Raw genomic sequence first — 18,161 nt, forward strand, 5'->3', positions numbered from 1 at the left:
TTTAATCCTGTCACTTCCTCGCCATTTCTTTTGTTTTTGAAATTGAATTGCTCTGCAGTTTCCCTGCGAATCCTGAAGATTGTCCTGCAGCACCAAGGCCTGCCTTGTTTACCGCACCGGTAATTTGAGTTCCTGCTGACAATCCGATTGCTCCTAGATAATACGTGAATAGCAGCGGCAACAACCAATAGCACATCCGTACCACCCAGCTAATTGCCATGGCATCCGGATTGTGAACTGCATCTGGCATTACATATCCCACAACGGTTCTACCGTCATCGCCGAAACTGAGTAATGAATCCAGCAAAAAATTGTCGAGCCATGCCGCAAAAGCAAATAGGAATGACCAAAAAATAATGCTGAACTGAAGGATGCTGAGCGTAACCAAATTGCCGAGACTAAAGGAACCCAGGGTAAGCAAGAACGGCAGCACAATGATAAATATCATTAGGGTTATTGCTTGTATTGCGGGAGCAAGTTTTCGGTAGGATTCTGTTTCTACTGCATTTGGAATAGATGTCATTGCTGCACCAAGGAATGCAATCCCGGTCTTAATCGCACCAACCGTATCAGAAGCAAGGCTATCCCCTCCGCCCGATAATCCATTGCCCAGGTTTAATTCCATAGCGCTCTGGGAATTAAAAAGTGCCGTTTTAATCAGGGCATTATCCTTATCTTCCGTTGTCGCAAATTTATCGGCTGACCAAAAATTCCACCAAGCACCTGTGCAATCTCCACAATCCTCTTCAGCGCCATTGGATTTCACGTTATCGAGCAGGCGAGTCCGTAACCCATGATCCGACCCTAAGCTTACACCGTCTGCCGGATACCCCATCCACCACTCGTGGCATGTTGGATAGCCACCAATTTCAACCCCGTCCGGTGGTGGCGGCAATATCGCTGAGTCACGCGCTTCTGAGTATGGAAAGTGCTCTGGTGCTAATGCTTTCGTCGCACGCAAGGTGTCGTAATATCCCGCGCGAGACAGGAAAAACTTTGATCCTGGCCACGCAATATCGTCATAAATTTCCCCATTCTGGAATTGCGATGGCAGCTCTGAATTGGGCAGGCGCTGACTGCCATACAGGTTCACGGCTGGTCGCCAGCACTGATTGTAAAAATCCCCTAACTCATCTTTCAGCGTCTTATCGGGTATCTCCAGTTCGGACAATCCCGACACCATGGTTCGCAAATCAGCCTGGCATGGAAGCTCTTGTTTGGCAGACTGAGCGATAGCATGGTTTAAGAGAGTTACTAGATACCACCACAGGGGCGCTTTAGGAGTATGACCATCCAGCATGGCATTAAACGCCCCCGCTTTTTGATCCAGTGTTGAATTTGAATTACCGAATTCTTTTTCGGAAGCCGTTTTCTCCAGCACACCGCTTTCTGTGGCTTCACACCGGTAATGTGTATAAGTTGTTTTATTGAGCTGCACATAAATCATTGGCTGCGCAGCCATGAATACAACGAATAGCATTGAGTAAATTCGTGTTTCCAGAATTCGAATAATGCTGTCCGAGTCGATGTCTCCATTGGCTTCACGCAAAGACAGGAGTGTGTTTACCAGGGTCGCTACAAATGGAACCAACACTAGCCCGGTGTTCGTCAGTAATGCCCACATGGCACCATAAAGATTCCAGGCCAGCACACTGGTATATAGCTCTAAAACACTACCAACGGGCATAACATTTACCTACTGAATGTATTGAAGAAAGTTGGAGGCAAAGAAGACCTCGTAACAAATAATTAGTACCAGCAGTGGTCGCCGAGAAGACCTCACCAGTTCATCCGTGACGGTTGGCACACGCAGTGCCAACACGCTTTTCCAATTGCGCCACAGAAAATAGTAAATACACAGCCTAAACAGCAGCAGCCAAGGAGATTGCGAGAAGTTATGTAGGTTTTGGATTCTCTCACCATCACCCGCCAGCATAATTTTCATGATGATGACGCTTGCGAATGCGGCGATAAAACATCCGGCAATCCACATAGTGATGCGTTTAAACCGGGCGAGCCGAGGCGAGTTAATTTGTGGTTTCTGAGTGAAACCTTGCTCAGCGTTATTCATTAATTCCGCCCTCGGTCATACCTGGGCGAGCAGGTCTGATTCGCACAAAATCGGTGAAGCGTTGATTGTCTTGGTTACGGGCAGAGCCGCGTTGAGCGATGGTGCCAGCGGCGTTGGTAATAATCTTTTGGCGAACTTCTGATTCAAACAAAACGTTGTCAATTTCTGCCTGCAAGCGTTGGCGAGAGTAATCAATTTCAGTCTGTGCCACCTCTCCGGAGGCGGATATATTGGGTTCCTGTGCTCCGGCATTCATAAGGTCGCGCGCGATCAGCGCTTTTTCCATGGTTCTTGCCAGGGAAACTTCACCGACTAATTTATTTGCCAGGATTTGTTGTTCATCGGTCGGTGCTCGACGCAGGTTCTGCAGCGTCAAATCGTTAATGGTCACGCCCATACCAGGTACGGAAAGTTTGTTTAGATCTTCTGACGTGTAACGATAACTGGCTGGTTTGGACAGGAGAGTCTGGAGATCCGCCTGAGCTATATCACGCTCTTTGCGGTATTGATACCGCAGACCTTGGCCGACTTTGGTTCTCAGTTTTTCACAGTTAGCGCAGGTGCGAACAATGCGCTCGCCCACCACTTCCCGAGTCCATTTCGCTGCTGCAGCCGAATCCGAAAAAACTCGGGTAATATTGGGATCGCCATTCACACCATCAGCATCCTCCACAGCAGCGCCACCGGCAATATGGTCATACCCAGCACTAATCGTGTCTTCCACAATCCGAATGGGCTCCTGGTTGAGTCCGCCTTTGGCGACACCACCGGCGAATTTGATACCTGCATTGCCTGATGACTCCTCAATGGATTGTTCAGCGGATACAGGATTGTCACCATTCATGCTGGCTTTATCCCACGAGCTTTTACGTGTAACGGCGATCCAGCCCTCCACGGGATCGCGACCGGCGCGCAGATCGGCTTTTGCATCGCGACAGGTTTTCAGGGAGAGCGTGAAGCTTTCTTTTGCATCTTTTAAGCCTTTTGTCAGCGTGTCGTAGAGGCCTGGCCAGTTTTCTTGTATCTGGGACAGCCCCCAAGCGGAGAAAACGGCTGTAGCGGCTCCCAAGACGTCCTCTGTAAGCCCATAGACATTGTGCTCGATGTCAGAGAAGGTCTCTGCAATACCGAAACTGGGATCAAATGAGCAGCCTCGAAACAAATTCCAATCTGCGGCCGCTGATAGGTTCAGGTGGGTTTTATTCGACTGGTTGTAATACATGTAGGGATCACCACCACCAATCGCGTAATACCAAGAACCGTCACCGGTTGGCCTGACGATATTTCCATCTGCTGTAGCCGTTTCTGATAGCAGGCAAGAGAAAGCGAGTGTTGAGAGCGCAAGCGCTTGGTTTATAAATTTCATTCCAAAATCCTCATGCTTTGTAAGCAAGATTAAAAATCTACTTTGGTGATGTACGCGCCTTCTCTTTCACAGCAGGCGTAATAGCGCCACAAATTCCACATATAGCTTTCCCGATTTTTCCGTCGTCCATTTGCCCAAGACGCTGGGCCACCAAAAGTCATATGAGAGTTTTCCACCCAAGGTGCTACCTGCTGGAATCGATTATCGTTCCCGCCAATGCTCACAGGATCTGGCCGCCAGCACCTGTTCTCACATGAGCCGTTGGCTGGGAGGTAAACGTGAGGCTGTAAGTCTCGGGTAACGATCTCAGCAGCTCGGTGTGCGGCTACGGCAGCATTAATCGCATCATAAGGATGTGCGCCCCAACCACAGCGAGGATAAAGGGGCGCCCAATAGCCATCACCTAAAATGGGAAGCCAATTACCAGTCGTTATTTTTGGTGTGCCGAATATCGATTGCGGAAAAATCTGCTCTATTCCTGGATCGTTCCAATTCGGATCGAAGCTGGACAGGAAATGCGGCAACATGGGAATGTCGTTTGCAGATTCACAGAAGAATTCGCTTGAACCCAATGCGTCAAAAATCCAGGTTGCTGGATGTGAAATGACATCTACGGATTTAAAATCCAAATTGGTGTCTTGGTCTTTGGAGGACTCGCTTCGGGTGATGGCACCGCTCGGATTATTATTCCAGTCAGTTGTTGCATCCCACTCGCTCTGAAAGGTATACGAAGCAATGACCAGCTCTGGAATATAGTGGCCAACTCTCCACGATGTTTCTATATCGCAACTAAATAGAGAGCATCTTAACCAGAAGCAAATTCCCAGAAGCTCCCACTCTAAACAGTCAACACAACTTATTGCCGACTCGATGATGTCAAGCGTAGATAAATTGCCTTCTTTCTCTCCGGTAGGAACTGATTGCGCATGGGTCGCCGAGGAAACTATTGATAGATACAGAAAAATTACAAATACATATTTCAGCATTAATCATTCTCTCCATCTGTTCTTTCTTCGAGGGTTGCCAGATAGAGTCTTCTTGCATCAAAAACATCCGTTGATCCGTAGACAACGTACTTGCCTTCATCGAAAACAATCGCCGGAACTTTTTTTATCTGGTACTTCATCATCTTTTGCTGGCCACGCATGGCAGCACGCATTTCCGATTTAAACGCTTCGCCTTTTGGTGTTGCAAAAAATGCATTGGCCATTTTCATGGCCTGCTCCTGGTTGGGAGGCAGCTTAGGTAATCCAGTTTGTTTGAGCCTGGATACCTCACTCAAATCGTAATGAACGGTTTTAACATCCGTAGGCGCATCGATGAGTGCGGGTAAATCGGTGAACACCTCGATGAGGGTTTGTGCTTGCGAAGAAGAGGCAGCAAAAACCAAAAAGAGTCCGGCAAGCATTATGCGATTAGCGATAAATTTCATGGGAAATGCTCCACACTAATTGGTGATTTACGATTTCCGTAAAGGGTTCTCCGGTTGCCTGGAGCAATTCGCTTTTGGCTCCTTGGGAAACCATATAAAACACGTCCCCCTTTTTTAATTCGCTAATATGGCAAGGTGTTTCTTTGTCCCGATCTATACGAAAGGCGTATCGAATTTCTTGATCCATTTTCTTCACCTATGCCACCGCTTTGCGGCGTCCCTTAGCAATCATTTCACCGATCATGGCGGCCGCTTCCAGTTCTGAAATGTTGTGTTGTTGCATGAGTTTGAATCGCGCGGTTTTTTCTTCTTTCTCGGATTGTCCGAGTGCTAAACACAACCCGGGTGGCACGATGCGGAATAAGCCTTGAACGGTGTCACTCATGATGACGCCCTCGGTGTATTTCCGAGGTGCCTTTGTAGTGGAGAGCAGCATGGTGCGCTGATCGGGTGTGAGTTTTCTAAACCGCTCGATATTGGCCAGCTCGCCTTGATCCACAAACAGGCACATCCACCACTCAAACATCGCTAGCATTTTTTCTGCATCGTCTGGGTAGTCCTTCATGTTCTGGGTGGCCTGCCACAACCACAGCCCCATGCGGCGACCTAACAATTTGGATACCACAACGAGATAGGACGCGAGTAATTTGTCGGTAGTAATAACGTGGGCTTCGTCAGTGAGATTTATCGTAGGACGACCATCGCGCTGGGTGCGCTGCGCCCGGGCGATGATTTGATTCACGATGGAGATATAAGCGACCGACAGCTTGTCTTTGTTAGCGCCGCCGGAAGCAAGCGTTCCCATTTCAATGCGAATAAAATCGGCATCGGGTAACTCACTACCTGGTCTATCAAATAGTTCGCCTGCAAAGCCATCTGTAAACAAACTCATGGCTTCAACCATTTCATCAATGCGACCGGCGCGCTCGGTCTTCTCTGATTTAAGCGCCGCAAGTGCCGCAATAACATCACTGGTGAGCAAATCCTGTTCGCCTGCAAGTTTTGCGGTTCGTGCTGCATTGAGGATGGCTGTTTTAAGCAGGCCAACGTCCGATCGGCTCATGCGATCTTCTTCACGCGCTTCTCCGCCTGTGACCATGAGTCGAGCGATGATTAACATCTCACCTAGAATGTCACGCTGACCACCATCGGCTGCCTCAGTATCTTTGCTCGCGGTTTCCAGCTCTGCTTCGCCCTCTAGCACTTCTTCCATCACTGAATGCGATTGAATTAAGTTGCCATTGCTATCAATCAACTCCAGCGCAGGTTTGTAGGGTGGAATCGAAGGCGCCATACCTGGGCGAAGAACAATATCTTCAACAGACTTGCCCCACTTTCTGAAAAACTCTGACAGCAAGTTAAAGCTGTTACCGGCTTCGATGACTACCCAGCGCGGATTGTGAATGGCGGTGATGAGCATCTGAAGCCATACCAATGTTGCCGATTTACCAGCTCCAGTGGGGCCAAATAAAAACAAGTGTCCGTTTTTGGTTCTGTCGCCGGTATACAGTGGATCACATAAAAAACCTTCACCACCGCGATTAAAACCAACAACACCTGGATTGCCAGTGCCCACGCCACGGCCATAGACAGGTAGCAAATTGGCGAGGTGGTGTGTGTATGCCAGGCGCTGGCGAATTTCTACTTGAGCCAGTGCAGGATCATAAGCACCCGGCAGAAAGCGAATGTAACGATCGAGGCGTACCTCATCGTATTCTGGATCGATGACTTGCAAGCCATTCGCAGCGAGTTTGGTTTCGACGGTCATAATGGCGTTATCAAGCTCGTCGTCATCGGCAGCGCGCAGTGCGATGCCTATGGCGTAGGGATAAAGTTTATTGCCGCGCGCAATTTGACTGCGAGCAAAGTCCACTTCTTCACGAGCTGCTTCTGCCTCGGGCGTATCCCCGCGCGAGTTTTTGGCCAGTTTTTCTAAATGCTTACGTACCGCGCTCTGCGGTTTCACCACGATATTGGTAATGACTAGCGAGCCTTCCGGTAGCTCATCAATCAGGCATGTGATGCGGGCATTTGCTCCACTCACTTCTTCTTCACTGACATAACGCTCTGCAGTGAGTTGTCCAATCTTTGGTGCCTGATTCATTTGCTCAACGGATAACACCGTGTGCGGCATCCCGTCAAAATACCAGGAGCGCGTTTTTGCATCAGAGCGCACGTCTCGCGTCATTACATCATTGGATAAATCGTACTCGGCGGTTTTCTCATCCTCCGTGTGTGCATAGGGATTCATGCGCAGCCATGCCTCAGTATCCCCCTGTGTTTGGCGTGGATTTGGATTAAACCAGCGGAATAACCAATCTCGGATTTCACCGCCTTTTAATCGGCGACCATTAAGCCCCGCTGCTTTGAGCATCTGGTGAACGCGATCGCATTGCGTATCCAATTCACGCTCGGGCGTCATGCCTTTGCGCCGCGAACTGGCACCGGTGTGGCGACGATAAAAAACCATATAGGTTTTGCGCTTCGAGCCCCCCCAGTTTCTGTCGTTTGCGAGTGGATCAGTGAAGAGGCCACCTTTGCGCGACATATCCTCGATGTGTTCACGAAAAATCGTATCGATGAAATAATTGCTGTACTCGTCAAGCACTGCATCACGCTGCGCATGTACATGCATAGCATGATCGCGCACCCGATCAACAATCGATGTAAAAGACGCTGAATCCAGCCACGAATAGGTAGTTATTACCCACGGCGATTGGTTGTGCTCTTCAAATGTGCCAGTAATAAAATCGCGTATTTGATTGCGTTGCTGCGCCATAAAATCTTTAGAGCGCGCTTCTGTTGGTACTGGTTGCACTTCAAACACGGCAGCAACACTTCGGCCATCCTCCAGGAGCAGTTTGTCGTCCTCGATAATATCCAGCCAAGGTAAATAGCCTGATATTGGAGTGCGCTGCTTATAGCCACGCTTCAAATCATTTGCGGTAATTTCTTTGCCGTTAACGGGTGCTCCCCGAAAAAAATAATCTTTGAGTCCTGCGGCTATTTTGCTCTTTAGGTCGGCTGTCATTCGTGAAATAACTCCCGCTCATAATTATTTTTTTTAGCTTTTTGATCCGCTTTATCCGCAATCACTTTAATTTTGTGGTCTGTAATAATCCGAGCAGCATCCAGGGTTTCTCCCGGAAGTGCATAGGGTTGACGTTCATACATGGAGAATCGAGTTATGTAAGCCGGTACAGGCGCGCCGGTAACTCCCACAGCATGTGGGCGTACATACATGAACAAGTCTGGATTGGGCAGCCGTGGGTAAAGATGGTCTAGACGCTCGGGGTAGGGTGGCAGCCCAAGCTGTAGATAGACAGACTCCACTGCAGGACGCTGCATCAGCAGTGCTTGACGGTCTGCGATCGCTGATTGGTTTGTTCCTGTGTAATCCTCATAAACCTGTTTCATGGTGGGCGCGTTTGGATTCGTCACATCATCCAATTTTGATGCGCAGCCAGACAAGAAAATGACCGCTAAAACCAGTGGTAAATTAATCCAGTGCGTTAACATTGCGACCTCCATTGTTGTAGGCGAGTTTGCGCGCATCGCTGTGGTAATCGATGTATAAATCTTGAGTGATGTTTAATGAGACTTTTGCTGCTGGATCGACGTAAATCACATCAAACGTGTCGCGCATACGCTTGCTGTAAAAATCCATTACGGTATCCATCGAGTCGGAGTAGGTTTGGTTATTGATAAAGGCAGCTTGGTTGCCAGTAACACTGGTTGACCCACCACCCAAAGGGTTATCGGTCGTCGTCGTCTCTGCAGCGGCCTTAGCATCGAAATAGCTCTTTGCTGCGCCCAACATTCCCATGGTGAATAATTGTTTATGTGCATCCGTCACACGACGACCTGGTATGCAGGGAACGCCTTGCGGGTTGGTGATGTAGCCAATACTGGCTGAGGCCTCTCCCTCGGCAAAAGGAGAATTGGATTTCGCTGCTTTAGAGCCACCGCCACCGTTTAATGCCTGGTCATAACGCATGTGCTGAATGCGTCCATCTTGGAATGTATAGGTGGCCGCCGTGAGGCTTACTGCAACACAAGAAAGATTCCAATTGCCGCGCGCAATACCTTCAAAAACAATCCCTTTTAAACCAGGAATGCGAAGACCATTTGTTGCGAGGTTTTCTTCACCAACAATAAATTTTGCAGGGAATGGATCGTTGACCTTGCCACCCAATGGCACAGTGCCAATCAAAGCAGTCATCGCCACGGATTCAAAAATCGTTCCTCGTGCCGGGATGGTGTAATGCGGTGTAATCTCTGGCGCAATTTTGCCGCCAGTCTTTTTCAGCGTATTGGTAATACCTGTTTTTGAGCCAACATCAGATACACCAGCAGCACCCGCCGCCATTTTTTGCTTAAGCGCTGACTCAGCAAGTTTTGGATCAAAGTTAAGCAGCTGAGAGCGAGTCATCGGCCTGATAGTGACGTATCCAGGTAACGCGGGTGATTGTTCAATGAGGCCTTTTTTGTTGGGCTTTGCGCTGCCCGTTTGTCCCCAGCCTAAATCCTCTTGAGTGACTTCGTACCCATTATTTTTTGCGGCTTTTTCCTTGCTCTCTTTCAGCATATTTTGAGAGAGCAATTTAAAATCCTCTTTCATAGCAACAAGCTCTGAACTCATTTGCTGAAAGACTGGGTTTTCCTCAACTTTGGCCGCATTCCCTGGTGCAGATTTACTGCCTTCGAGTTGTGCCAGTCTTCTTTCGAGCAACTCCTGGTTGTCTTTGAGGCGCTTGTTTTCGTCTACCTGAGCGGTATAGCGTGCCGAAACCTCGCGGATGGTTTCCGCAACGGTATCGCCGTCCTCTGATTTTGGTGACGTTTTTTGTGGCTGAGCTGAACCCTCGGTTGATACTTTTGGTGTTGGTTTGTTGTTGGAGTTGATCACCGTCACAACCACACCAATGGCCAGTACAGCAACCAGTACCCAGGTCAATTTATTACTGCTCATACTAGTAGCCATAACCATCCTCCATGACTGCTGCGGTAAATGGAGCATCGGAAATCAGATAGAGCGTGGTGCGATCTTCAAGTGTGCCAGCCGCACCCAAATACAAATGCTGTGCAGTGATATGTGTGAAATTTCCATTTATCAGGCCGGGGTTAATCTGTACTGACACAGGGCTTTTGTTTTCCACCATAACTGCAGTGATAAAGCGACCGTATCCTGCCCAGGCACCTACTATCGAGTATTGGTACTGCTCTCCGGATTGTGAGCGCATGAGCGGAAAATTTGCCGTAATCGTTGGAACTGGCTGCGCATTAATATCCGGATTTACAGGCATGAGTCGGCGCGGCGCGTAGAGCGTTTGAGATGCAAATCGGGTCAGTAATATTTCTGGTGGGTCGAGCTGCTCGATGGAGGGTGATGTCACTGATTCGCTCAAGGCCTCAGTCTGTTGCGCAGCCTTTTGAGCAATAACCCTATCAGGATCTTCGATATACAGTGGTTCAGCGGTTGCACCATGCTGCCCCACTAAATCAATCAGATAAACCGAATCATTATCGGTTGCCGTGGCGATAACGCGCACAGTGTCAAAAGCCTCTGTCGCCTTCCAATAAACCACACGTTGATTCGGCGCAAGTGACTCCAGGCGTTCGGTCACCTCCATCGGCACTTGTAAGGTAATATCGGTGGGAAAAGAAACACGGATCTCTTCGCCGACTGGCAGCACAATTGTTATCGGAAATTTATTCCACACAACTGTTCGTTCAGCGAATGCGTGTAACGGAATCATTGCGATTAATACAATCCACATTATCTTTTTCATTGATTTCTTGCCCTCGCTTTTTTGCTATTTTCTTCAGCTTCTTGCTCTGCGCGGGTCGGATCAAACATAAATCCGTCCAAGGCCATACCCATGACATTGCATTTGCGTGAGTCAGGCACAACACGAATGGAATAACTCATGGCAACATCTTTAATAATCACGCCTTTGACTCGCTCTTGAATTTTCAGCAACAGGGCAACTGAAAAAACATTTGAGCCAAGCTCTGTGACCGTTTGGGGATGGTAGGGCGATATTTCTGATAGAACGCGTGTTCTATCCAGTTCGCCTTGTTTACGTTTTAGTGCATGGTTTTTACGGAGCCATTGCTCGAACTCTGGCGTTACTAAACATTGATATTCATTAATCAGGCGCTCGTAATCTTCTTTGCCGTTAACGCCCCAATCATTTAAGTTGCGCCAGACATACATGGCGAATGCGTAAGTATTCGCAGCCTGCAGTGCACCAGGTTTTAGCGTGGCTCCTTTTGATAAGTCTGGCGGTACATGCACAGTTATTTCATTTTGTCGTGAGTAAATAACTAACGATTGGATAAATACCAATGCAGCCAGCACGAACACCACAATGCGCAATGTCCAGATGTGTGAATCGTTTGAATGTAGGATGTTGCGTGCATCACCCACGGCGTGCCCCCTTACCAAATCTCTCTGTGTGTCCAATATATTTTCCTGATGCCATTCCCAGACTTAATTTGAATAGGAATATTTTTTCCTTAAACCAAGTCAGGTAAAACTTCTGGCGAATATGTTTAATCCAGTTCATGGATAACCAGCAAACACCCACCGCAAGCATCAACCCAATGATGATGCCGAGCATGAAAAAACCTATTGCAATACCGACGATAACGCCGATCACTAGTCCAGTAGCGAATCCGATAAATATCGAACCCATCAGTTCGCTTTGGGTGCAATCGTTATAAACAATTGGCTCTTGATTAACCGCATCTGCAAGCCGGTTTTCATGCTCGGACATGTTGGGTCTCCATTGAATTGAGCGGATGAAAAGCTGAATTAGCTCAGGAAACTTAATACCCATGTGCCAACGGCAATTACAAAAATCACCATAATTACGCTGCCCAGTGAATCACCAATCACCGCGCCCCAGCGACCTTGATCATTTGATTTTTGTTCATTCCAAGATTTCAAAATAGTTTTAAGTGCCACAAAACCGGAGTACAGCATTGCACCCCAAATGGCGATTTTTCCAAGGTATTTGAGAATGATGATGATAATGTCAGCGCCATCAGAATCTTCATCTATGCCATCGATATCAACGGTTGGCATTGTGATTTCTTGCGCATTGGCACTGGCAATAGCAACCAAACCGGTGAGCAACAGTAAGGAAGGAAGGAATTTTTTTAATGCCTGTATTTTTGCGCGAGCGCGAGCACTCAATAATTGAGGCAATGAAACCAGCTTTAACATACAAACTCCGATAGATTAATTGGACATGAATAGCGCTACTAGCAGCAGCAACAGAAACAGTCCTCTCAACACTACCCAGAGCAAACGAACATCATCTTTATTTCTATCTTCGCTTCTTTCCTGAAACGCTTTGATTGTTATGATCATCCATGTAATTCCTAGCACTAAAAACAACAATACAGCGAACGCCGTGTAAAGCGTGTAAGGCTGTCCAAAATAGGCGATAAAAACATCTTTAGCTGCATTGTTCATGCTTAGTTCTTGCTCGCTAATTCAAGCGATTTAATGTTGCGCGGTGAACGAGACGGTTTTGTGATGTGCGATTCAAGTGCACGTTTCATTTCCTGCAAATCATTGCGCAATGCCACATAGTCCAAATTGATACGCGCGTGGGGATCAGCTTTGTTTTGTGCTTTAGCTGCCAGCTCATCTAGATGCGCAAGATCCTGGGCAATTTTTATCAGATATCGACGCTCTTCCTCAGTAGTAGCATCGGTATTGGCAACGCTAGTCACACTCACTAACAGGCCAAGCAGTAGCATATATTTCATTGGGTAATTTCCTCTGTGGTTATCAATACGGGGTAGCTATCCACATCAAACTGTTCTGCAATGCTCTCTACAGGCATTGCTTGTAACTCAATGGTTCCGGCGTACTGCTGTAATCTCGCAAGCTCTGCCGCTGATCTCACATTGGTCACGAGTCCCAGTGCATTTATTTCCTGCAAATGATTCAGGTTGGTTTCAAGCCACTGCGCTGAATGCTCGTCGTAACCAAGAATAAAAAATGGTCTGGACACCGGTTTATCATGCTGCTTGGTTTCGATCACACCGACCGATAAGTCAGATTCAATAGGAAAGCGTTGCAGCAATCCGTTCTCTGCTGGTGCCTGTGGCACAGGCATCCGGTTAGCCAACTCGCGTATTTGCTCCTGCGGAGACTTAAGCCCTGTTTCGCGGCCGCCATAATCAGCCAATACCTCCGTCTCGGCATGAATAATGGGACAAGCCATTAGCCCCAACAAACAAACGATCATTTTTAGTTTTCCCTGCATCAGTCATTACTCGCCAAGGCTTGATGAATCCCAAGTGCGGATCTGCCGTATTCGTTACACCGGACACTAATTTTCTGGCACTTTCGGTAAACCAATTCGCGATACTCTTTTGCTAAGGCATGATTGCTTGGACTGTGATAACGACCTACTGCTTGCCACCAATCCGGTGAGCCTTCTCTCCAGGTATTTACAAAATGCTCGACCAAAAGCTGCGCCGCGTAGTTGAGGTTGATTGTTGGATCTAATGCTTCAATGACTGAATCAAATCGGTGCGCATGTGACGGCATGTAGATTTGCCCAATTCCCACGGCCACTCGCCCAACTTTTCCCTCACGTGCCGCTTTATCCATAGCTGTTAATAATGCTATTTCGGCCTCTTCTCGGGTTTCAAAATAGTGACCCTTCTTGTCGATATTCAACGTCCAAGGCCAAGGTAGAAATTTATCCTGGCCAGACTTTCCACTTTCTTGCAGTGCGATGGCGAAAAACACATCAGCAGGAATGCCGTATTGGTCTGCAATGATTCGATACGCTCGCGGAATTTCTGCCATGACAGATTGCGCAGTCATCAGCAAAATAAATACCCATACCTTCATATCGCAACAACCTGATCACCGCCTGCGATCTGCCTAAATAATCCCGGCAATTTGGGTGCGGGAATTCCGAGGCCGCTGGTGACTAAATGAAAAACGCCGTTATCGTGATTGAGCGTAATTTCTTTCGTTCTCACCCGTTCAACCGGAATTCCGGCACTTTCCGCCCATCTAAAAATGTCCTCGTCCGACTTGGCACCGGAGATATAAATATCGACCTTGGCTTGCGTTTTTAACACTCGCCCCATGAGTGACCGGCAGTGTGCATCGCACGCACCGAACTGAATAAACAATCTCAATTTGTCGTAGGGTTTGATGGTCGCCAGTGTTGGTTTGCGTTGCTCCATCCACTCCACATAGCGCGCATGAACAATTTTTCGTTCTTTGTCATACAGCGTTTGGAACTCCGTCACTCTGTATTGCCGCCACGTATCTATTTCTGCAGCAATTCGCGCATATCGCCTGCGTTCCTCGACGGACGGTGCGTAATGCCCCAGTATCGCCAAGGGTGAGGCGTCATTTGCCCACTCAGACCACGGTGATTTGGTCTTGAGCAATTGATATCTTTCCCATTCCTCGGAAGTGAGCTGCCAATACTCATTTGGCTTTGCGTGTACCTCCGAATAGCGAGCGATTAGGTCGTCAGTGTTCGTGGCAGGAGTAAACACAACATCGCGATTATCGCTTGCTTGATAGTCCTGTGAGTTGGCTGTTCCTATTAGTGCAAGAAACAAGAGCACACTCGACGTGATGGATGTTAGGTTCATCATTAAAGTGTCAGCTCTTGAATTTTACCGGCCACCTGAAAGCGTGCTTTTTTTGCAGCGACGTCAGCATCAATCAGCGTCCAGCCTCGCCAGCTATCACCTGGCATTAATAAATCTGATCGATCAAGACCATCCCTCAATGCAACAAGGGATGTTCCCGCTTGCGCACGGATAGAAACCAACACCAGCGGAATAATTGGCGCAGGCTTTGGTTTGGCGGCAGCGACTTTCTTTTGTTGTTGCACCATTTCCGCTTGTTGTTTTTTGCGATGCTCCGCGATGCGGTTTTCCAGCTCAGAGGTGAAACGCTCGATTGTCGTCACTCGCTGCGACACCTTGCCCACTTCAAACGAGGCTGCATTGCTACTTTCAGTTAAATTGCTAAGTGCTTCATCTAATTTTGATAATCGTTGGTTTAGTTCTTCAATCACCATCTTCTGCTCAACGAGCGCTGCGTTCATTTTTAATTCCAGCGTCACCTCTGGGGCAGCACCCAGTCTAACCATCAGCGTATCTTTGGTGATGATGGGGATAAAAATGCCAGCGATCGTTGCCACCACAATGCAAATCAGGCCAGTTACAAACAGTGCTACTCCTGAAAATCCATTCCGATTAATGTTTGTTTTCTGTTTCAATCCAGAGTCAACACGACCGTCGTCTTCTGCTGTTAATCCTGGGATATCGGGTAGTTCATTTGCAGTCATAGATGTATCAACCTGTGTCGGGTTATAAAAACTTTTTGAAGGTTTTTGCGGTTATAAACAACGCCATGCCGAATAAACCCATCACCGGCAAAAAAACAATGGTCGGATGGATCGATACTGGTGCTGTGAGATAGCCGCCGAACGATAAAAAAATAATGGGTACTAACATGCGTTTGGCGCGGTGATAGAGCATTGCCGATTCAATGCCGCCACAGGCTTTGCGTATATCGCGCTCTACCAGACCATCTATAAATGCGACAAGACCAACTAATACAAATCCAGTGATTGCGCTAATGCACACAGCAGCTCTCACCGCGAAAATAAACACGGTGTTGACGATGGCATCAATGCCGTAAATCGCAATCTGAGTGGCACCACCAACCACACCATCAGCGAGGTGCGACGATATTTCTCGCAACTTCAGCAATGACACAACGCTGTCTGCAAAGCTGATAAATCGTGCACCCAAATCGGCCGGATATATCCCGGTTAAAAAGTTTTGGTTGTATGCCCCGAGATAAGTTAATTCCAATTCAAGAATTTTCTTGGAGTGGTCTGGCCCCCAGAACCAAACCATTCCTGCCCACTCAATCAAAATGGAAACCACTATGGCTGCCAAAGACCACCACACCAGTCGAAAGCTATTGCCGATGGTTGTATCAAATAACCAACTCCACACACCTTTTTGTGGTGGGCGAGCTGGACGTTCACGTTGCGCCGTTGTCATGCAGCAACCCTCACGTCTGATAAGTTAAACCACTCATCATTTGCGCCATTTGTTTCGTATTTGGCCTTCATTTGTTTGCAGAGGAAGTCCAGGTTTTTGGGTAATTCGCCGGTCTCTTTAAACAGCGGCAATCTGAGTTTGTAGAGCTTTCCACCCAGCATCGCGTAGGCATGACCTTTTGGCAGGCGTGTTAAGTCGCCCGGTGCAACCAGCGGAACTTTTTGTGTTGAGATACGTTGTTGTGTGTTTGAACCGAAATCGTTTGGTGAATCCGGATTGGTATCATCCGAAGTGCCAGATACCAGTGTGAGTTGATTGACTTCCGCATCTTGCAGAAGATCGGTTAACAGCTTTGCAGTGGCCTGTTCTTTCACGCGCAACATGATGAGGTTGCCGAGGTTGCCAATGACCTGTCCGGCTTTTGCATCGTCGCCAAAGCGTGCTTTGATATCGCTAAGCGTTTGCGTGTAGACGGTCAAACGGAAACCTGCACCACCGGCTTTGTTAGCCATAGGCACAAATTCCTTGCCAACTAATTCATTAAATTCATCAGCATGAATGCAAATCATTCGACGGGTTGCCATCTGCGCCAACTCAGGCGAAAGGCCGTGTGTCTGACCAAACTTATAGAGTGCACCGGCGCGAGACGTTAAATCGGCAAACATAGAATTACCAACGGCTTGCGCAACTTCGGCATCCGTCAGGGCATCCAGTCCTACGTAAACTATTCCACCCGTGCGGATAATTTCGTCCCAATCAAAAATAGGGCGAGGGTCATCCATATCAAAATAATCGGGAGACAGCAGTTCGGCAGTTGGTCCCGATGTGAGTTTTTCCAGCAGCGGAAAAAGTGATGCAACCAGCTTGTCGTAAAAACTTTTTTCGTATTCGAAGGTTTTAATCAGTGCGCCTGCGACTTGATCCATCAGGCCTGCATCTTTGTAGAGTTCAGCCATTGCCCACGCTTTACGATCGCGTGATGCCTGGGCTTTATCTGCTTTTCTATCGGACTCGACTAACGCCTGCACCGACTTGCGCCAGTTTTTATGTCCGGCACGATTCAAGGCCTCTTCAGACGATGGAAGATCAAAGACCAGCGAAAGGTATTCATACAGCAGCGGATCTATGTTCGAGCCGTAGTGCAATATGTTGTCGTATGTGATTGGCTTGCCCAGTGCTGTTAGCGCCTTTGCAATCACATTCACATAGCGCCAGGCAAACTCGCGGAAAGCAGCACTATTGCCTTCACCTGGTAGTTGGCCTGCGATACGCGATGCTGGTTCAGTAATGCGACTGAATGAGCCAACAGGGTTGTAGCGTGCGGATAACTCCGGATAACCCAAGTGGAAACAATAAAACTGATGTGCGCGACCGGCTTTCACCGCCTCGATGTAAGTCCGCTTTAATAAATCCGCATCGCCTTTCGGATCAAACACAATAACTACTTCGTTATTGTGAATATCCTGGGCAATCAATACTTCTGCCAATCGGGTTTTGCCTACGCGAGTTGTTCCCACAACAAACGTATGCGCGACTCGCTCCGACTGCCGTTCATAAACCGGTACTTCACCTTCCCACAGGCCCACGGCATGAATCGCAGGAATACCCTCAACGTAAGGAACTGGCGCTACGGGGTTGAACCATGCCTGCGCAGAACTCGCCCAGGTTATCCATGCCGTTAATGCGGATCTTTTCAGAATTTTTTCGAGTGCGCGCGCGGTTTTGTACTTGCGGGTTTGATGGCGGTATTTATGCCAGTCGAACTCCTGGCGATCAAAGTCCACACGGCGCTGCGTATGCCTCGCCGTCCATTCAAATCCTAAACCTAAGAATAAATTTTCTTTCGAGACGGGAATGTCGTTGCTGTCGATTTCATAGGTCGGCAGGACATGCATTTCATATTGATATTTGAGCAGTTTTCTTGCTTGCAGAAAGCGTTGAGCACAGCGAGCAAACATACCCGCCGCAATCCCGTAGGTCAGAGATGGCGTGCTGAGTGCTCCCATCAATACAGCGGGTGACAACAGCGTCAAGGTACCAGCCAGACCGTATGCGGCAGCAGACATAGTCTCATAGGCGGGGCGCAGCAGATTTTCAACGGGATGCTTTCTGTTCATGCGGGGGGATGATAGCCATCCAGAATTTCCCGTCAGTTATCAAATTGAACTAGCCGTGTGCAATTTGTTTGCTGCGCGAAAAAGTGAAAAGCACTA

The 18,161-nt window shown here is 48.0% G+C and carries 21 protein-coding genes; all 21 read right to left on the bottom strand.

Annotated features, from left to right (window positions below; genetic code table 11):
- Nucleotides 1–10: 10 nt before the first annotated feature.
- Nucleotides 11–1,687 (bottom strand): conjugal transfer protein TraG N-terminal domain-containing protein, encoded by a 1,677-nt coding sequence (locus tag B0D95_RS18600; RefSeq protein WP_078045261.1) that lies wholly within the window; start codon nucleotides 1,685–1,687, stop codon nucleotides 11–13.
- Nucleotides 1,688–1,696: 9 nt separating this feature from the next.
- Nucleotides 1,697–2,071 (bottom strand): hypothetical protein, encoded by a 375-nt coding sequence (locus B0D95_RS18605; protein ID WP_078045262.1) that lies wholly within the window; start codon nucleotides 2,069–2,071, stop codon nucleotides 1,697–1,699.
- Nucleotides 2,064–3,437 carry an integrating conjugative element protein gene (locus B0D95_RS18610; protein WP_078045263.1) on the bottom strand — a complete coding sequence of 458 codons (1,374 nt, stop codon included), beginning with the start codon at nucleotides 3,435–3,437 and terminating at the stop codon, nucleotides 2,064–2,066. Before B0D95_RS18610 ends, B0D95_RS18605 begins: the two co-directional genes overlap by 8 nt.
- A gap of 29 nt (nucleotides 3,438–3,466) precedes the next feature.
- Nucleotides 3,467–4,423 carry a TraU family protein gene (locus B0D95_RS18615; RefSeq protein ID WP_078045264.1) on the bottom strand — a complete coding sequence of 319 codons (957 nt, stop codon included), beginning with the start codon at nucleotides 4,421–4,423 and terminating at the stop codon, nucleotides 3,467–3,469.
- Nucleotides 4,423–4,869 carry a DUF1525 domain-containing protein gene (locus B0D95_RS18620; protein ID WP_078045265.1) on the bottom strand — a complete coding sequence of 149 codons (447 nt, stop codon included), beginning with the start codon at nucleotides 4,867–4,869 and terminating at the stop codon, nucleotides 4,423–4,425. The genes B0D95_RS18615 and B0D95_RS18620 overlap by 1 nt, the downstream gene beginning before the upstream one ends.
- Nucleotides 4,853–5,056, bottom strand: a complete 204-nt coding sequence (locus B0D95_RS20605) for a hypothetical protein (RefSeq protein ID WP_078045266.1) — start codon at nucleotides 5,054–5,056, stop codon at nucleotides 4,853–4,855. Before B0D95_RS20605 ends, B0D95_RS18620 begins: the two co-directional genes overlap by 17 nt.
- A gap of 9 nt (nucleotides 5,057–5,065) precedes the next feature.
- On the bottom strand, nucleotides 5,066–7,900 hold the full coding sequence (locus B0D95_RS18630; protein ID WP_078045267.1) for a conjugative transfer ATPase: 2,835 nt from the start codon (nucleotides 7,898–7,900) through the stop codon (nucleotides 5,066–5,068).
- The gene (locus B0D95_RS18635) at nucleotides 7,897–8,388 is read right to left on the bottom strand and encodes a TIGR03751 family conjugal transfer lipoprotein (RefSeq protein WP_078045268.1); all 492 of its coding nucleotides are present in this window, start codon (nucleotides 8,386–8,388) and stop codon (nucleotides 7,897–7,899) included. Before B0D95_RS18635 ends, B0D95_RS18630 begins: the two co-directional genes overlap by 4 nt.
- Entirely contained in the window at nucleotides 8,369–9,841 is a 1,473-nt protein-coding gene (locus B0D95_RS18640) for a TIGR03752 family integrating conjugative element protein (protein WP_168172483.1), read from the bottom strand. Before B0D95_RS18640 ends, B0D95_RS18635 begins: the two co-directional genes overlap by 20 nt.
- Before the next feature lies 1 nt (nucleotide 9,842).
- The gene (locus tag B0D95_RS18645; protein WP_246841655.1) at nucleotides 9,843–10,592 is read right to left on the bottom strand and encodes a TIGR03749 family integrating conjugative element protein; all 750 of its coding nucleotides are present in this window, start codon (nucleotides 10,590–10,592) and stop codon (nucleotides 9,843–9,845) included.
- A gap of 65 nt (nucleotides 10,593–10,657) precedes the next feature.
- Entirely contained in the window at nucleotides 10,658–11,302 is a 645-nt protein-coding gene (locus B0D95_RS18650; RefSeq protein ID WP_168172484.1) for a PFL_4703 family integrating conjugative element protein, read from the bottom strand.
- A complete protein-coding gene (locus B0D95_RS18655) occupies nucleotides 11,295–11,651 on the bottom strand; it encodes a DUF3487 family protein (RefSeq protein WP_168172485.1) in 357 nt (118 codons plus the stop codon). Before B0D95_RS18655 ends, B0D95_RS18650 begins: the two co-directional genes overlap by 8 nt.
- 38 nt (nucleotides 11,652–11,689) lie before the next feature.
- Nucleotides 11,690–12,103: a hypothetical protein gene (locus tag B0D95_RS18660; RefSeq protein ID WP_078045273.1), complete on the bottom strand. Its 414-nt coding sequence runs from the start codon at nucleotides 12,101–12,103 to the stop codon at nucleotides 11,690–11,692.
- Between the two features lie 15 nt (nucleotides 12,104–12,118).
- Nucleotides 12,119–12,355, bottom strand: coding sequence for a hypothetical protein (locus B0D95_RS18665; protein ID WP_078045274.1), 237 nt, complete (start codon nucleotides 12,353–12,355; stop codon nucleotides 12,119–12,121).
- 2 nt (nucleotides 12,356–12,357) lie between these two features.
- Entirely contained in the window at nucleotides 12,358–12,654 is a 297-nt protein-coding gene (locus B0D95_RS18670) for an RAQPRD family integrative conjugative element protein (protein ID WP_078045275.1), read from the bottom strand.
- A complete protein-coding gene (locus B0D95_RS18675) occupies nucleotides 12,651–13,139 on the bottom strand; it encodes a PFL_4695 family integrating conjugative element protein (protein WP_168172486.1) in 489 nt (162 codons plus the stop codon). Before B0D95_RS18675 ends, B0D95_RS18670 begins: the two co-directional genes overlap by 4 nt.
- A 17-nt stretch (nucleotides 13,140–13,156) precedes the next feature.
- Entirely contained in the window at nucleotides 13,157–13,753 is a 597-nt protein-coding gene (locus tag B0D95_RS18680; RefSeq protein WP_078045277.1) for a transglycosylase SLT domain-containing protein, read from the bottom strand.
- A complete protein-coding gene (locus B0D95_RS18685; RefSeq protein WP_078045278.1) occupies nucleotides 13,750–14,520 on the bottom strand; it encodes a hypothetical protein in 771 nt (256 codons plus the stop codon). The genes B0D95_RS18680 and B0D95_RS18685 overlap by 4 nt, the downstream gene beginning before the upstream one ends.
- The gene (locus B0D95_RS18690) at nucleotides 14,520–15,221 is read right to left on the bottom strand and encodes a hypothetical protein (protein ID WP_078045279.1); all 702 of its coding nucleotides are present in this window, start codon (nucleotides 15,219–15,221) and stop codon (nucleotides 14,520–14,522) included. Before B0D95_RS18690 ends, B0D95_RS18685 begins: the two co-directional genes overlap by 1 nt.
- A 22-nt stretch (nucleotides 15,222–15,243) precedes the next feature.
- A complete protein-coding gene (locus B0D95_RS18695) occupies nucleotides 15,244–15,948 on the bottom strand; it encodes a DUF4400 domain-containing protein (RefSeq protein WP_078045280.1) in 705 nt (234 codons plus the stop codon).
- Nucleotides 15,945–18,065, bottom strand: a complete 2,121-nt coding sequence (traD, locus tag B0D95_RS18700) for a type IV conjugative transfer system coupling protein TraD (protein WP_078045281.1) — start codon at nucleotides 18,063–18,065, stop codon at nucleotides 15,945–15,947. The genes B0D95_RS18695 and traD overlap by 4 nt, the downstream gene beginning before the upstream one ends.
- Between the last annotated feature and the right edge of the window lie 96 nt (nucleotides 18,066–18,161).

Source organism: Cellvibrio sp. PSBB023 (assembly GCF_002007605.1).
Lineage (GTDB): Bacteria > Pseudomonadota > Gammaproteobacteria > Pseudomonadales > Cellvibrionaceae > Cellvibrio.